The sequence below is a fragment of the Azospirillum lipoferum 4B genome (assembly GCF_000283655.1).
Lineage (GTDB): Bacteria > Pseudomonadota > Alphaproteobacteria > Azospirillales > Azospirillaceae > Azospirillum > Azospirillum lipoferum_C.
In genome coordinates this window covers 2,498,460-2,512,590 of record NC_016622.1, presented here as the reverse complement: position 1 = coordinate 2,512,590, position 14,131 = coordinate 2,498,460, and the positions used below count along the sequence as shown (strand labels likewise).

Genomic DNA, 14,131 nt, shown 5'->3' with positions numbered 1-14,131 from the left:
AAGACGGGAGGCGGCCCACCATGTCCACCACCATGTCGCAGTCTTCGGCCGAGAGCACTTTGGCCGAGAGCACCTCGGCCCTGTCGATCGTCCTGTTCGCCGGCGGCTTCGACCGCGTCCATTACGCGCTGGTGATGGCCAGCGCCGCGGCGGCCACCAACCGCAAGGTCACGCTGTTCTTCACCGGCCGTGCGCTCCGCGCCCTGGTGCATGAGAGCGAGCCGGGGGTGCTGGGCTGGCACGATCTGGACCCGGCCGACGACGGCAGCTCGCCGGTGGCGCGCGACCGTTATTTCGCCACCCACGGCCTCGCCACCTTCGAGGAACTGCTGGAGGCCTGCGTCGCCATGGGCGTGACGGTGATGGCCTGCGAGATGGGGCTGCGGGCCCTAGGCCTGCCGCAGGGCGTGCAGCTGCGCGCCGACGTGCCGGTCTCCACCGGCGGCGTCGTCACCTTCCTGAACGACGCGCCCAAGGGCGGCGCCATGCTGTTCATCTGACCCCCATTCTCCAAATCTGTTCATCCGATCTGGCGGAAAAAGCATGAACGACAACCGCGAGATCCTCGACCTCGCCAACCGTTTCGAGTCGATTGCCACCGACGGGTTCGAAGGGCGCCCCTATCGGACGGCACTGGCCGGCCTCGCCCGCCATGTGCGGGGCCATGCCGGGCTGGCGCCGCAGGTCGCCCATGCCCTGGGCGTGATGATCCGGCTGATCGGCGAAAGCGATCCCGAAGGCCGTTTCGCCGCCAAGATCGCCATCCTGCGCGAGGCCGTGGAGTTGCTGACGGAAGGCTGAGGACCGGGACGGCAGCCTTGATCGGGGCGCGAGGCTGCCATGCGTCACGCCGGAGCGGCTCGCCCCGTCATGGGGGCGATGACACTCCATACGAGGATGCGAACCATGGCTTTCCGTTTCACCGTCGCCACCGATGCCCCGTCGCTGTTCGCAGCGATGTATGCCACCACCAAGGCGATCCGCGGCAGCGGCCTGCCGACCGGCCTGATCCATCTGATCGACCTGCGCGTGTCGCAGATCAACGGCTGCACCTATTGCATCGACATGCACAGCAAGGAGGCCCGCCACGACGGCCAGTCGGAGGAGCGGATCGCCGCGCTGGCGGAGTGGGAACATTCGGACCTGTTCCTGCCGGATGAGCGCGCCGCCTTCGCCTGGGCCGAACTGCTGACCCGCGGCCGGCATGACGGCATCGATGCCGCGCACCGGGACCTGCAGCGGCATTTCAGTGCCGAGCAGATTGCCCAGCTGACGGTGACGGTGGCGCAGATCAATGCCTGGAACCGTGTCGGCATCGCCCAGCATATCGAGGGCACCGCAATCGGGATGCCGGCGTGACGGCGCTGGCCGATCCGGGCACCGCGCTCGCCGCCTTCGCGGGCGAGCGGGCGCGGCTGCGCGCCCTGGCCTATCGGCTGCTCGGCTCGGTGGCGGAGGCGGAGGACACGTTGCAGGACGCCTGGCTGCGCTGGTCCGCAGTGGCGCCCGGCAGTGTCGGGTCGGCCCCCGCCTTTCTGACGACGCTTGTGACCCGGCTGGCGCTTGACCGGCTGCGCTCCGCCCGGGTGGCACGGGAACGTTATTACGGGCTGTGGCTGCCCGAACCGGAGGTCGCCGCCTGGGCCGATGCGGCTGACGAGGGACCTGAGTTCGAGTCGGTGCCGATCGCGATGCTCCTGCTGCTGGAACGGCTGGCGCCGGACCAGCGCGTGGTCTTCGTCCTGCGCGAGGCGATGGATCTGGATTACGCGGAGATCGCGGCGACGCTCGGCAAGTCGGCGGAGGCCTGCCGCCAGATCATGCGGCGCGCCCGCAACCGGCTGAACGCACCCTCCGAGCCCCGCGCCGATGCGGATGCCGGACGCCGTCTGGCCGATGCCTTCGCCGAGGCCAGCGTCCGGCGCGACTATGCCGCCATCGTGGCCCTGCTGTCGGACGATGCCCAGTGGCTGAGCGACGGCGGCGGCATGGTGCGGACGGCGGTCAACCCGCTCTTCGGCGCCGACCGCATCGCCCGCTTCCTGATGGGCGTCCAGCGCAAGCGGGGCGTCGGGTTCGGCTTCGTGCCGGTGCGGGTGAATGGCGGACCGGGGCTGCTGGCCGAACTGGGCGGCTCCTTCCGCAGCGTGCTGGCCTTCGACATAGCCGATGGCCGCATCCGGCGGATCTACCAGATCGCCAATCCGCAAAAGCTGGAGCATGTGGCGGGCTTCGGAGACGCCGGCGTCCAATAGGGAAAAGCGGCAGGGCTCATGGCCGGGCCTATGCCGTCGCCTCGTCCAGCCAGCGGTCGAGTGCGGTCAGGTCGACCGGGCGGGGCAGGATGGGGAAGGGGGCGTTCTGCATACGCTGGCCGGTCATCAGGATGCGCGTCTGTGGATAGAGCATCGCCGCCAGCGCCGCGGCACGGTCGCCCTCGTCGCCTTCATGCTCCAGCGGCAGCAAGGCGACAACCGGCGCCTCCGCACCGATGATGGTCAGCGCCGCCATCGCGTCGTCGGTCTGCGAAACCTGGAAACCGCGGCCGGACAGATGGCCGGCCAGCGCCTCGCGCTGGATGCGGTCGGCATCGGCCACCACGGCCCGGCGCCCGCCATAGCCGGGCATCCGGATGTCGGCATCGATGCTGAAGCTCACGGTTCCCCTCCGTCCATCATGTTTTTGTTATGGACGGCTGGGAGTATGCGGGGAGGCAGGCGGGTTGTAAACGGCTGCTACCTGCGGTTCGACCTTCGTCGAATGCGGATCACTTCGCCCTTGTGCATCAGCGCCAGCATCGGCAGGTCGCTGGGGTGGTTGCCGTAGCCCCAGGTGGCAGCGACCGGGCCGTTGCCGGCGATCCAGGCGGTCACCCGCTCCGCCTTGTCCAGGCGCACGCAGTTGGCGGTGCTGAGGCGGCCGGTCAGCTTGCCGTCCACCACCTCCATCCCTGTGGCCAGCAGGTCGTCCACCTCCAGCCCGCGCAGAAGGGCGGGCATGTAGAGGTCGAGCGCGCCGGTGGCGACCACCACCCGGCGACCCTGCCGGCGATGCTCCTTCAGCACCTCCAGCATGGGCTGGTGCCAGCGGACTCGGGGGATCATCCGCTCCGCCGCTGCCAGAGCGTCGGCCACCGGCAGACCGCGCAGGGTGCGCTTCAGATAGATGGCCTTCACCGATCCCGGAAAATCGCAGCCCGGCCCACGGCCGCGGACATGGCGGTGCATCGCGGAGCGGATGGCGTCGGCCAGAGCCAGGGCGGCGCGGCGCCGGCCGATCACCTCACCGACGAACATCGGCAGGCTGTCACCGTGGATCAGCGTGCCGTCGAAGTCGAAGAAGGCGACGCCGGACGGACCGCAGACCGGGGGCGCTGCCGCCGCCGGTCCCGAAACCGGCGAATCGGGGGACAGCGTCGGCAGGAGCGGCGGCGTGAGGCGGGTCCGGGGTGCAGGATCGGAAAGGGGGGAGGTCTCCATGCGCCGTTTATCCGGCCGCCGCTGTGCGGCGGGCAAGGTCTTTTACGGCAACCCTGGGGACGGTTCCCGGTCTGCCGCGAGCCGTGGAACCGTCAATGCAGCATCGTCGGGCCGCAGGGAGCCTCGAACAGCGGGCCGTCCTCTGCCCCCTCCTCGCCCCTGTCCTCGCCCTCTGCGGCATCCTCGGCGTCCTCAAGCTGTGCGATCAGGTCGCCGGAGGCTTCCTCCAGACCGGCCTTGACGGCGATCAGCAGGTTGATGATCTCGCCATTGTCCTGCTCCAGGCTGCGGACCCGCTCCTCCAATCGGTCGAGGCGGCGCAGCAGCAGGTCCGACAGGCGGTCCAGCCGTTCGAGAACGGGATCCGGGCCAACAGGGGTGGGGCCAACAGGGGGCGGGCCGACAAGGGCCGAGGCGGTGCTTCGGGCTTCGATCGGTTCAGCCCCGGACGGGATCGGCGGGCTTTCGGGCCGGGTGTCGGGGCGGTCGTCGTGGCGGTCATCCATGGTGCGGCCGGTTCCGGTCAGTGAGGTTTGCTCCTCGCCTAACCTTGGCCCGTCGCCCCGCAAGGTCCAGACCGGCACCCGATGCACCCCGCAAGCGATGGCCGCCTGACCCGCCCGTTGCGCGTGTGGCGATTCCGGATGGGAGCGAAATCAGCCGCACCTCTTGTGCGCAACGCCGCGGAGGCCGGTATACAGTTAAGACTCAGATTTATCGGCACGCCGCTTGCGCGGAACGCCGTACAGTTCCAGCCGATGGCCGATCAGGTCATAGCCCAGTTCACGGGCAATGCTTTCCTTCAGCCGTTCCATTTCATCATTGGTGAACTCGATGACTTCACCGGAATCGACATCGATCAGATGATGATGGTGATCGGTTCTTGCTTCCTCATAGCGCGCGCGCCCATCGCCGAAATCGAGGCGGTCGATCACATGCGCTTCCTCGAACAGCCGCATCGTCCGGTAGACGGTGGCGATGGAAATGCGCGGGTCGATGGCCGATGCACGGCGGTGCACCTCCTCCACGTCGGGATGGTCCGTCGCCTCCGACAGCACGCGCGAGATCACGCGGCGCTGGTCGGTCATCTTCAATCCCTTCTTCACGCACAATTCTTCGAGGCGCGAGGGCATGGACATCCCCTGTAATCCTGTTCTGTGTGACGGGCGGCGGATCGCCCCTCCGGGTCTCCCTGATGCCCGGGATGCCGGCAGCGGCGGCCGGCCGGGCGGAAAAGCCCGGTCGGCCAAACGCGGCACCCCGAATACCCGACCATCATACTGTGTTTCGGAGCCATTCTCAAATGCCCAGGTCACAGCCGGACGGCCGAGCGTGCAGAAGCTGCGTCTTTCATGGTTATAGGACTTTTGTATAGGACCGCGGCGGAATGGATGGCCGGCTCGGAAACCAATTGCTCATAATCCACTGCTAGGTTTTCCCGAACGAGCGCCGCGCATCCCGCGACCGGTGCCGACCGGACAGGAGTACGCCGGATAGGGAGGGGGTGAGCAGTGACGCCATTCGATCCGCCGCTTCCCGTCCCGGCCGCCGCGCCGGAGGCGCAGATGGACGAACCCGCCTTCACCGCCGCCGGGCTGGCGGTTCCGGTGCCGCCGCTGGCAGCCGGACAGGATTTGTCGGCAGCGATGGCCCGCTTCAACCGCCAGCCTGATTTGCCCGCCCTTCCGGTGGTCGATGGCGAGGGCTGCGTCGTCGGCCTGCTGGAGCGCAGCCATCTTCCGCCGGACGGGGGAAAGGATGCCTCGACGGTGGAGGTGTCCGCGCTCATGGACCCGAATCCGCTGCTGGTGGAGGGGACGACTCCGCTGGCGGAGATCGGGCGGCGGCTGGCCCGGCTGAAGCCGGCGGCGCTGGTGACCGGCTTCCTGGTGGTGGACCAGGGCCGCTATCTCGGCGTCGGCACGGTGACCGGGCTGATGGCGCGCTCCGCCGAACAGACGGATCTGCGCGCCCGCCAGCTGGAGGAGGCGCGCCGGCAGGCCGAACGGGCGATCCGGGCCAAGACCGCCTTCCTCGCCAACATGAGCCACGAGATCCGCACGCCGCTGACCGCGATGATGGGCTTTGCCGAGCTGCTGGAGCAGGAGGTGCTGGGGCCGCACGCCATCCCGCTCTATCGCGACTATGCCCGCGACATCGCCGAGAGCGGCCGGCACCTGATGGAGCTGATCAACGACCTGCTCGACCTGTCCAAGGCCGATGCCGACCGGCTGGAGCTGGCGGACGGGACGGTGGACGTGGTGCGGGTGGCGATCGGGACGGCGCGGCTGCTGACCGAGCGGGCGGCGCGCCATGGCGTGCGCATCGTCACCGCCGTGCCCACCGACCTGCCGCCCTTGCGCGCGGATGAACGCAAGCTGCGCCAGATGCTGCTGAACCTGCTGTCGAACGCGGTGAAGTTCACGCCGGCCGATGGCGTGGTGACGCTGGGCGCCCGCGTGGCGGCCGGCGGCGCGCTGTGGCTGTCGGTGCACGACACCGGCATCGGCATGACCGGGGAGGAATTGGCGAAGGCGCTGGAGCCCTGGGGCCAGATCGACAGTGCGCTGGCCCGCAGCCAGATCGGCACCGGGCTGGGCCTGCCGCTGACCAAGCGCCTGATCGAACTGCATGGCGGCCGCCTGGACGTCGTCAGCCGCCGCGACGAGGGCACCACCATGTCGCTGGTCTTCCCGGCCGAGCGGGTCGGGCGGGGGTAGAATGGAAAAGCCCCCTCCTCCGGGGGAGGAGAGGGCCTTTCCTTCAGGCTTTCCGGTGGATGACGATCCTTATGCCAGCCCCTTCTCCATCGCGCTCGCCAGGCGGCGGGCGAAGGCGGCGGGGTCGGGCAGGGGCTCGCCCTCGACGATGCGGGCCTGATCCAGCAGCAGCCAGGCCGCATCCTCCAGCGCGTCGGTGGCGCCGCTGCCCTTGGCCCGTTCGGCCAGCCGCTTGATCAGGGCGTGCGACGGATTGATCTCCAGGATGCGCTTGCCGACCTCGCCGTTCAGCTGCTTGTGCTGCTTCAGCAGGCGTTCCAGGTGCATGTCCATGTCGTTGTCGTCGGCCACCAGACAGACGGCGCTGTCGGTCAGGCGTTCGGACTTGCGGACATCCTTCACCGCATCGGACAGGGTCAGCTTCAGCAGGGCCAGCAGGTCGGTCAGCTCGCCCTCCGGGGCCTTCTCCTCCGGCTTCTCGGGCTCCTCGCCCTTGATCTTGCCGAGATCGGCGCCGCCGCGGGTCACCGACTTGAAGGGCTTGCCGTCATAGACGCCGACCGACGGCATCCAGAACTCGTCCACCGGGTCGGTCAGCAGCAGCACCTCGACGCCCTTGGCCTTGAAGCCTTCCAGCTGCGGGCTGCGCAGCAGGGTGTCGATGTCGTCGCCGCTGATGGTGTAGATGGCGTCCTGGCCCTCCTTCATGCGGGCGACATACTGCTCCAGCGACACCAGTTCCTCGCCGGCGGTGGTGCGGAAGCGCAGCAGCTTCAGCAGTTCGTCCCGGTGCTCGTAGTCCTCATAGAGGCCTTCCTTCAGCACCGCGCCGAAATTCTCCCAGAACTTGTCGTATTCGGCGGCGTTCTCGCTGTCCTTGGCCTTCTTCGACAGCTCCGACAGGACACGGCGGGTGATGCCGGCCTTGATCTTGGCCAGCATCGGGTTGTGCTGCAGCATCTCGCGGCTGATGTTCAGCGGCAGATCCTCGCTGTCGACCACGCCGCGCAGGAAGCGCAGATAGGGCGGGATCAGCCCTTCCGCCGCGTCGGTGATGAAGACACGCTTGACGTACAGCTTCACCCGGTGGGCGCGCTTGGGGTCGAACAGGTCGAAGGGCTTGGTCGAGGGCACATAGAGCAGGTTGGTGTATTCCAGCGCCCCTTCGGCCCGCCAGTGCAGGGTCAGCCACGGATCGTCGAAGGCGTGGCCGACATGGTGGTAGAATTCCTTGTACTGGTCGGCGGTGATCTCCGACTTCGACCGGGTCCACAGGGCCGACGCGCTGTTCAGCGCCTTGGCGTCCTCGCCCTCGCCGAACAGGATCGGGATGGCGATGTGGTCGGAGTATTTGCGGACGATGCCGCCGAGTCGCGTCTCGTCGAGATACTCGTCGTCGCCGTCGCGCAGATGCAGGACGATCCGCGTGCCGCGCGACAGGCCATCGGCCTCGGCGATGGTGAACTCGCCCTTGCCGTCGGATTCCCAGCGCCAGCCATGGGCCTCGCCGGCCTTGCGGGTCAGCACGGTGACCTTGTCGGCGGCCATGAAGGCGGAATAGAAGCCGACGCCGAACTGACCGATCAGGTTGACGTCCTTCTTGCCGTCACCTTTCTCCGCACCTTCCAGCGACTTCATGAAGGCTGCGGTGCCGGAGCGGGCGATGGTGCCGAGATTCTCGACCAGATCCTCGCGGTTCATGCCGATGCCGTTGTCGGCGACGGTCAGGGTCCGCGCGTCCTTGTCGACCAGCAGGCGGACCTTGAGGGTCGGATCGTCGGCCGAGAGTTCCGGCTGGGTCAGCGCCGCATAGCGCAGGCGGTCGCAGGCATCCGACGCGTTGGAGACCAGTTCGCGCAGGAACACTTCCTTCTCGCTGTAGAGCGAGTGGGCGACGATGTCGAGCAGACGGCTGACCTCGGCTTGAAAACTGAGCCGTTCCTCGGTCATGGGGGCACCTTCGTTGGTTTTGTACGGGTGGTGGCGTCAAGACGGCGGAGATATGTGAAAGCGTCCCGGCCGTTCAAGAGGCTTGTGCCGTGCAACCGCGGGAGGTGTGCGGTGAGGTGTCGCGGTGGGGGGGAAGCGTAGACTTCGGTTGCCCCCTCCCCGACCCTCCCCCGCTAACGCGGGAGAGGGAGTCAGTCGCAGAGCGGCGGCAGTCCCCTCTCCCGCGTTAGCGGGGGAGGGTTAGGGAGGGGGCTCCGACGTGCCCCTTACTTCTTCTTCGGTGCAGGCGCCGGAGCCGGTTCGGCGCCGCCGGCCAGCAGCGGGGTCATGTCGGCGCCGTTCAGCAGCAGCTGGCCGGCCTCCGTCACGTCGATCTTGTAGGTGCGGATGTCGGCGCCGCTGTCGTCCTTGCCGGCCTGGCCCAGGGCCTGGATCATCGCCAGACCGGCCAGCAGATCCTGCGTCTCCTTGTCGGGCTTGGCACCCGGCGCCGGCTGCATCGCCTTCACGGCGGCGTCGATGCCGCGCAGCAGGACGGTGGCGCCGCCGGCGACGCCGAAGGCGGCCGGGGTGGCGACCTTCAGGGCGCCGGTGGCGGTGCCGGCGGTGGCGGGGGTGTCGAGGTTCAGCGCGTCGATGCGCAGCTCGGTCCCGGCCTCGCCCATCGCGGCCATCGCCTGCTGCATGATGACGTCGGACGACGGCGCCGGCGGCGGGGCCTTGGCGCCCTTCTTCGGCGGCGGGGCCTCTTCCGCCTCGGCGGTCTTGGCGAGCTCGGTGAAGGCCTTCCACAGGGCGCCGTTCGGCAGCTTGGCGACCGAAAGCTTCATCTCGAAGGCACGCGGGGTGAAGGCGGCGGGGGTCGGCGACGGCGTCATGACGAAGTCGCGGGCCTCGATGCCCATGCTGACGGTCGACTGCGCCTGGTCCAGATCGGTCAGGCCGCTGCGGAAGGCGAGCTGGCCCAGCGTGATCGTCATGCCGTCCTCGGGATTGACGACCGACAGGTTGGACATGCGCATCGCGCCGGTGATGCCGCCGAACATGCCCTGCATCTTCGGCAGCAGCTCCGACGGCGTCGGCGGCACGCCGCGGGCGGCGGCCTGCTCCGACAGCTTCTGCAGCGCGCTGACCTTGGTCAGGTCGACGCGGCTGTAGGCGGCCTCGGCGGTGACTCCGCCGATCCTCATCAGCTCCTTGTTCTTCTCGTCCAGCACCGACAGACCGCCGAAGGCGAAGGCGGCCGGGCCGCTCCACAGCGTGGCGCCGCCGACACCGGCCTCCGGCTTCAGGTCCTGGACCATGGTCATGGAGGCGATGGAGATCTTGCCCTTGCCGTCGGCGGCGTTGACGGCGATGTCGTTGAAGGCGCCGTCGACCGTCAGCAGGGTCTCCAGCGTGCCCGACCAGGTGCTGGTGAAGGACTGCTTGCCGATGGAGATGGTGGCCGCGTCGACATACTCGTCTTTGTCGTCCAGGTTCTGCACCTTGATCGCGCTGGGCAGCGTGATCGAGACGCCATACTGGCCGTCGTCCTTCGGCGTCACCGACAAGAGGACGGTGCCGATGTCGAACAGGGTGCCTTCGGCATCCTCAGCCGACAGGCGCGGCAGGGCGACGTCGTAATGGTCGCCGGCCGGCTTGACGGTCGGTTCGCCCTGCCATTCGAAACCGATGCCCTCGCCATCCTCGGTGGGCGGCGGGAACCAGCGCGGCAGATCCTTCTTCAGCGACGCGGCGAGCGCCTTGGCGCCGGCATCGTCGACCGCAGGGGCGGCGTGGGCGGCCTGGGAGAGTGGCCAGCCGGCCACCAGCGCCAGCATGCCGCCGGCGATCAGGGCGGGCCGCAGGGAACGGACCGGCAGGGCCGGGACGGACGAAAGACGGCGCAGGCGCATCGAGGAACAACTCCCAACATACGATTTTGGGAGCACGTTAAGCCCGATACGCGAGGCCGGTCCATGCTTCTGATGCGTCGGTTCCCAAGATGGCGTCAAAAATCCAGATCGGCGTAGTGCCGGGGTGGCGGGCAACCGGTGATGTTGTCCGCCAGCAGGGCGCGGAAGCTGGGGCGGGACTTGATCCGGGCGTACCAGTCCTTGGCTTCCGGGCTGCGGTCCCACGGCACGTTGTCGATATAGTCCAGGCAGGACAGTTGGGCCGCGGCGGCGATGTCGGCCAGCGTGAAGGTGGTTCCGGCCAGCCAGGGCCGGCGTTCGGACAGGAAGGCGATGTAGTCGAGGTGATAGGTGATGTTGGCCAGCCCGGCGCGAATCGCCGGCGCGAAGGGATGGCCCTGGCCGGACAGCCGCTTGATCAGCTTTTCGCCCACCAGATTCTCGCCCACCTCGCGTTCGAACTTATGCAGGAACCAGTCGGCGATCCGCCGCACCTCCGCCCGCGCCGCAACTTCCCGCGGCAGCAGGGGCGTGTCGGGATAGGCCTCCTCCAGATATTCGATCACGGCGAGGCCGCCGGCGACGACGGTCCCATCCTCCTCCACCAGCACCGGCACCTCGCCGGCGGGGTTCATCTTCAGGAAATCGGTGCGCCTTTCCCATGGCTTCTCGACCACGGGCTCGAAGGGAAGGCCCTTCTCGGCGAGCATCACGCGCGCGACGCGCGACTGGGGGTGGATCGGGTGGTGGTACAGGGTTCGCATGGCGGCGGGACTTTACCGCAATGCGGCACGCGAAAACAGCCCGCGCATCGGCGCTTGCGCGTCTCGTTGGGGGAGGGTTGACGGGGCTTCCGGCAAGAGAGGCGGCAACGGACGGTGGCGGAAGAGCGGGCTTCTCACCCCGCCCGCGACAGGCGGTAGAGCACCAGCGCGTCCCCTTCGTCGGGCGGCGCGTCCACCGGCGTCCAGCCGTTGCGTTCGTAGAAGGCGCGGGCGGCGGCGTTGCGGGCGGCGCAGGCCAGTTCGGCCGGGCGCTGGCCGCCGTGCAGCAGGCCCAGAGCTTCGCGCAGCAGGGCGGAACCGATGCCGCGCTTGTGCCATCCGGGGTCGATGAACAGGTTGTGGATAATGCGGGCCTGCGGATCGAGGGAGACGAAGCCGACCACCGTCCCCTCCGCTTCCGCGACCAGCACCGCATCCTCGCGCACGCAGTCGTAATAATCGTCCAGCCTGAAGCGGTCGGCGGGCTGCCAGGAAAAGGCTTGGCGGCGGCCATCCAGGAAGATCTCGGCGCAGCGCGGCGCGTCGGCGCTGCGGACGGAACGGATCGCGATGCCCCTCCCTTGGCCGGCCGGCATGCCTCCTCCCCTCTGCCCGTTGCAGTCGACCGCCTGGATCGACCGGATGGGAAACAGGATATTCCGGCGGCGGGTGGTCCGGGAACGCTCCTTTCGTCTCGTCCCGGGAGCGGACGCCTCAGCGTGCCGTCTTCTCCCCGGCCGGCTTGTCTCTGGCGGCTTTGTCGCCGGTACCGGCGCCGGTCTCGGGCGGGGGTGCGGGGGCGCGGTTCTCCTCGTTGGCGGCATTGCCCAGCAGGCCGACCTCCCGGTAATAGCGCTCCGCCCCCGGATGCAGGGGGACCGAGACGTTGGCGACCGCGCGGGCGGGGTCGAAATTGCGGCCCTGCGGATGCCCGTCGGCAAGAACGCGGCGGGTGTTCTCGTGCCACAGCGCGCGGACGATGCCATGGATCAGGTCCGGGTCGCGGTCGGCGCGGGTCAGCAGCTCCGCCCCCAGGCTCAGCGTCGGGGTGGGGGCGCTGCCGGGATAGGCGTTGGCGGGGATTTCGTCTTCGATATAGAAGCGCTGGGTCCGCAGCAGCCGGGCGGCCGGCTCGCCATCCAGCGGCACCAGCCGGATCGGCACGCGCGCCGCCACGTCCGCGACCGCCGACACCGGATAGCCGCCGACCATGAAGAAGCCGTCCAGTTCCCCCTTCGCCAGCCGGTCGGCCGCCATGCCGGGCTTGAGGTAGTGGGGGGTGATCGTCGTTTCCGACAGGCCGTAGGCATCCAGGATCAGTCGCGCCTCCACCAGCGTGCCCGACCCTTCCTCGCCCAATGAGATGCTGCGGCCCTTCAGGTCGGCCATGCGGTCGATGAAGCCGTCGGAGCGGACGACGATCTGGATCGCTTCCGCATAGAGCATGCCGAGCGAGCGCAGCTCCGCGAAGGGGCGCTTGCCGGTGAAGCTGCCGGTGCCGCTGTAGGCCCAGAAGGCGACGTCGGCCTGGGCGAAGCCGGCCTCCACCGTGCCGGCGCGCAGCATCTCGACATTGTCGACCGAACCGTTGCTGGCCTGTGCCACCACGATCAGACCGGGGATGCCGCAGCTTCCGCCCTTGGCGCAGGGCCGGGACCCCGGCGGGTTGGAGATGGCGTTGGCGATCAGCCCGCCGATCGGGAAATAGGTGCCGGCGGTGGTGCCGGTGCCGATGCGGAAATAGCGCAGGTCCTGCGCCGCCGCCGGCTGTCCGCCTCCCAACGCCAGACCGCCGGCGGAGGCCAGCAGCGGCGGCAGCGCCAGCCCGCCCAGCAGGCGGCCCAGCAGGTGCCGGCGGGTCAGTCGGCAGGCCGATTGGGCGGCATCGGAATGCGTCCGAAGCCCCGGCGATGGGAGCCCCGGCGGGGTAAGGCAGGCTTTGGCGGCTGCGCGGGGCACCGGGGCGTTCCGTTCGTCTGGCCCGGTGATCCGGGCTGGTAAGGGGGTGCCTTCAAAGATTTCCGCGCAACCCCCTCATTTCAAGGCGCAACCGGTCAAATCACGCCGACGAGGTCGAGAACGCCCGCTACTGCTACCGCACCGCCACACACGCGCACCGCCCGCTCCGACTCGGCCTGCGTCACCGCGATCGACAGGCCGAGCCCGCCGCAGGCCACCAGCATCAGCCCGGCGGCGAAGCCGGCCCAGTAGAGCGGCGGCCCCTGGTGGGCGTGGCCGTGGAACACCGCGGCGACCGCGGCGACCAGAACCGCCAGCACGGCCGGCGCCCGCACCCCCAGCGCCACCAGCGCTCCGATCACGATCAGCGAAGCCGCCAGCCCCGACCCGGCATAGGGCAGCCGCAGCCCCATCTGCGCGGCGAAGCCCGCCGCCAGCGCCGCGGTCACGGCGGCGGCCGGCACCTGCCAGACCGCGGTGCCGCCGGCCTGTCCCGCCCATAGGCCGATGCCGAGGATGCCCAGCAGATGCTGCAGCACCCACACCGGCGTGGTCAGTCCGTTGCCGAAGGCCCCCGTCACCGTCGTCATGCGCCCGCATCCTCCGTCCGTTCCGAATCACGGGGCCGGTATGGCGGCAGAGCGGGTGTGGGGTCAAGCCGCCGAGGCGGAGCTTGCCGGACGGGTGCTGCCAGGAGATCAGCGCGCCAGCGGGTCGCCCCATTGGCGCAGGTCGTTCTCGCGCCGCATCAGGTCGCGCTGGCCCAGCGGGTCGAGCCGCCCCATGGCGTCGTCGGTGCGCATGCGGTCCACCTCCGGCCGGATCAGGTCGCGCTTGAAGGCGTCGGTGGCGCTCTGCGACGAGGGCGGGGGCGGCACCGGGATCGGGCGCGGCGGCTGCGGCAGGGCCGCCGGGTCGGGCGGGGGCGACGAACTGCCGCGGGGGCGTTTGGGTGGCGGCCGGTCGGTGTCTCCCGAGTCGCGGCGTGTTTGCGGGTCCTCGGCCTGCGGCGGCCGGGCGGCGGTGCCGGAGCCTGAGTCGGTGCGCTGGTCGGTGCGCTGGCCGGCGCGCGACTGCTCCGCCTGGATCTGGCTCCAGGTCCGCCGTTCCCCGCCTCCCGGGACGAATGTCTGGTTGTAGACCGGCGGGAAGGCCTGGGCGCGGCCGGGGGTGTCGTCGCGCAAATCCGACGGTGCGCAGGCGCCTGCGGCCAGCAGAAAAGCCAGTGGAGCCAGTCGGCGGGCGAGGGTCGGGAGATGTGGGGTCATGAACGGAATGTCGGCACTGCCGAACGGTTCGGCAAGATGACCCTAAAGGAGGGACTCCCCTCGCAGCCAAGCTGGCGCTAGAGTGTTCTTTCT

At 69.3% G+C, this 14,131-nt stretch carries 16 protein-coding genes; 5 read left to right on the top strand and 11 right to left on the bottom strand.

What is annotated here, in order from left to right; translation table 11 throughout:
* Window positions 1-20 precede the first annotated feature (20 nt).
* The 4 genes from AZOLI_RS11595 (at window position 21) to sigJ (ending at window position 2,255) form a co-directional block, all read left to right on the top strand.
* Entirely contained in the window at window positions 21-500 is a 480-nt protein-coding gene (locus AZOLI_RS11595) for a DsrE family protein (RefSeq protein ID WP_014248835.1), read from the top strand.
* A gap of 43 nt (window positions 501-543) precedes the next feature.
* On the top strand, window positions 544-801 hold the full coding sequence (locus tag AZOLI_RS11590; protein WP_014248834.1) for a hypothetical protein: 258 nt from the start codon (window positions 544-546) through the stop codon (window positions 799-801).
* Between the two features lie 105 nt (window positions 802-906).
* Window positions 907-1,359 carry a carboxymuconolactone decarboxylase family protein gene (locus AZOLI_RS11585; RefSeq protein WP_014248833.1) on the top strand — a complete coding sequence of 151 codons (453 nt, stop codon included), beginning with the start codon at window positions 907-909 and terminating at the stop codon, window positions 1,357-1,359.
* Window positions 1,356-2,255 carry an RNA polymerase sigma factor SigJ gene (sigJ, locus tag AZOLI_RS11580; RefSeq protein WP_014248832.1) on the top strand — a complete coding sequence of 300 codons (900 nt, stop codon included), beginning with the start codon at window positions 1,356-1,358 and terminating at the stop codon, window positions 2,253-2,255. Before AZOLI_RS11585 ends, sigJ begins: the two co-directional genes overlap by 4 nt.
* Before the next feature lie 28 nt (window positions 2,256-2,283).
* Here sigJ and AZOLI_RS11575 read toward each other — a convergent pair whose 3' ends face one another.
* The 4 genes from AZOLI_RS11575 to AZOLI_RS11560 form a co-directional block, all read right to left on the bottom strand.
* Complete coding sequence (locus tag AZOLI_RS11575) at window positions 2,284-2,658, bottom strand: hypothetical protein (RefSeq protein WP_014248831.1); 375 nt, start codon at window positions 2,656-2,658, stop codon at window positions 2,284-2,286.
* Between the two features lie 77 nt (window positions 2,659-2,735).
* Window positions 2,736-3,479: an HAD family hydrolase gene (locus AZOLI_RS11570; RefSeq protein ID WP_014248830.1), complete on the bottom strand. Its 744-nt coding sequence runs from the start codon at window positions 3,477-3,479 to the stop codon at window positions 2,736-2,738.
* A 92-nt stretch (window positions 3,480-3,571) separates the two neighbouring features.
* Window positions 3,572-3,985, bottom strand: coding sequence for a hypothetical protein (locus AZOLI_RS11565; RefSeq protein WP_014248829.1), 414 nt, complete (start codon window positions 3,983-3,985; stop codon window positions 3,572-3,574).
* A 195-nt stretch (window positions 3,986-4,180) separates the two neighbouring features.
* The gene (locus tag AZOLI_RS11560) at window positions 4,181-4,612 is read right to left on the bottom strand and encodes a Fur family transcriptional regulator (RefSeq protein WP_044550826.1); all 432 of its coding nucleotides are present in this window, start codon (window positions 4,610-4,612) and stop codon (window positions 4,181-4,183) included.
* Window positions 4,613-4,990: 378 nt separating this feature from the next.
* On the opposite strand from AZOLI_RS11560, the gene AZOLI_RS11555 reads away from it, so the two are divergent.
* The gene (locus AZOLI_RS11555) at window positions 4,991-6,199 is read left to right on the top strand and encodes an ATP-binding protein (RefSeq protein ID WP_014248827.1); all 1,209 of its coding nucleotides are present in this window, start codon (window positions 4,991-4,993) and stop codon (window positions 6,197-6,199) included.
* A gap of 69 nt (window positions 6,200-6,268) precedes the next feature.
* Here the strand turns inward: AZOLI_RS11555 and htpG are convergent, their stop codons facing one another.
* From htpG to AZOLI_RS11520, 7 genes are all read right to left on the bottom strand, one after another.
* Complete coding sequence (htpG, locus tag AZOLI_RS11550; RefSeq protein WP_014248826.1) at window positions 6,269-8,149, bottom strand: molecular chaperone HtpG; 1,881 nt, start codon at window positions 8,147-8,149, stop codon at window positions 6,269-6,271.
* A gap of 266 nt (window positions 8,150-8,415) precedes the next feature.
* Complete coding sequence (locus AZOLI_RS11545; protein ID WP_014248825.1) at window positions 8,416-10,047, bottom strand: hypothetical protein; 1,632 nt, start codon at window positions 10,045-10,047, stop codon at window positions 8,416-8,418.
* A 95-nt stretch (window positions 10,048-10,142) separates the two neighbouring features.
* Window positions 10,143-10,811 (bottom strand): glutathione S-transferase family protein, encoded by a 669-nt coding sequence (locus tag AZOLI_RS11540; protein ID WP_014248824.1) that lies wholly within the window; start codon window positions 10,809-10,811, stop codon window positions 10,143-10,145.
* Window positions 10,812-10,945: 134 nt separating this feature from the next.
* The gene (locus AZOLI_RS11535; protein ID WP_014248823.1) at window positions 10,946-11,407 is read right to left on the bottom strand and encodes a GNAT family N-acetyltransferase; all 462 of its coding nucleotides are present in this window, start codon (window positions 11,405-11,407) and stop codon (window positions 10,946-10,948) included.
* Window positions 11,408-11,525: 118 nt separating this feature from the next.
* A complete protein-coding gene (locus AZOLI_RS11530; RefSeq protein WP_014248822.1) occupies window positions 11,526-12,770 on the bottom strand; it encodes a TAXI family TRAP transporter solute-binding subunit in 1,245 nt (414 codons plus the stop codon).
* Window positions 12,771-12,865: 95 nt separating this feature from the next.
* Window positions 12,866-13,360: a HupE/UreJ family protein gene (locus AZOLI_RS11525; protein WP_014248821.1), complete on the bottom strand. Its 495-nt coding sequence runs from the start codon at window positions 13,358-13,360 to the stop codon at window positions 12,866-12,868.
* Window positions 13,361-13,468: 108 nt separating this feature from the next.
* Window positions 13,469-14,038: a hypothetical protein gene (locus AZOLI_RS11520; RefSeq protein ID WP_014248820.1), complete on the bottom strand. Its 570-nt coding sequence runs from the start codon at window positions 14,036-14,038 to the stop codon at window positions 13,469-13,471.
* Window positions 14,039-14,131 lie beyond the last annotated feature (93 nt).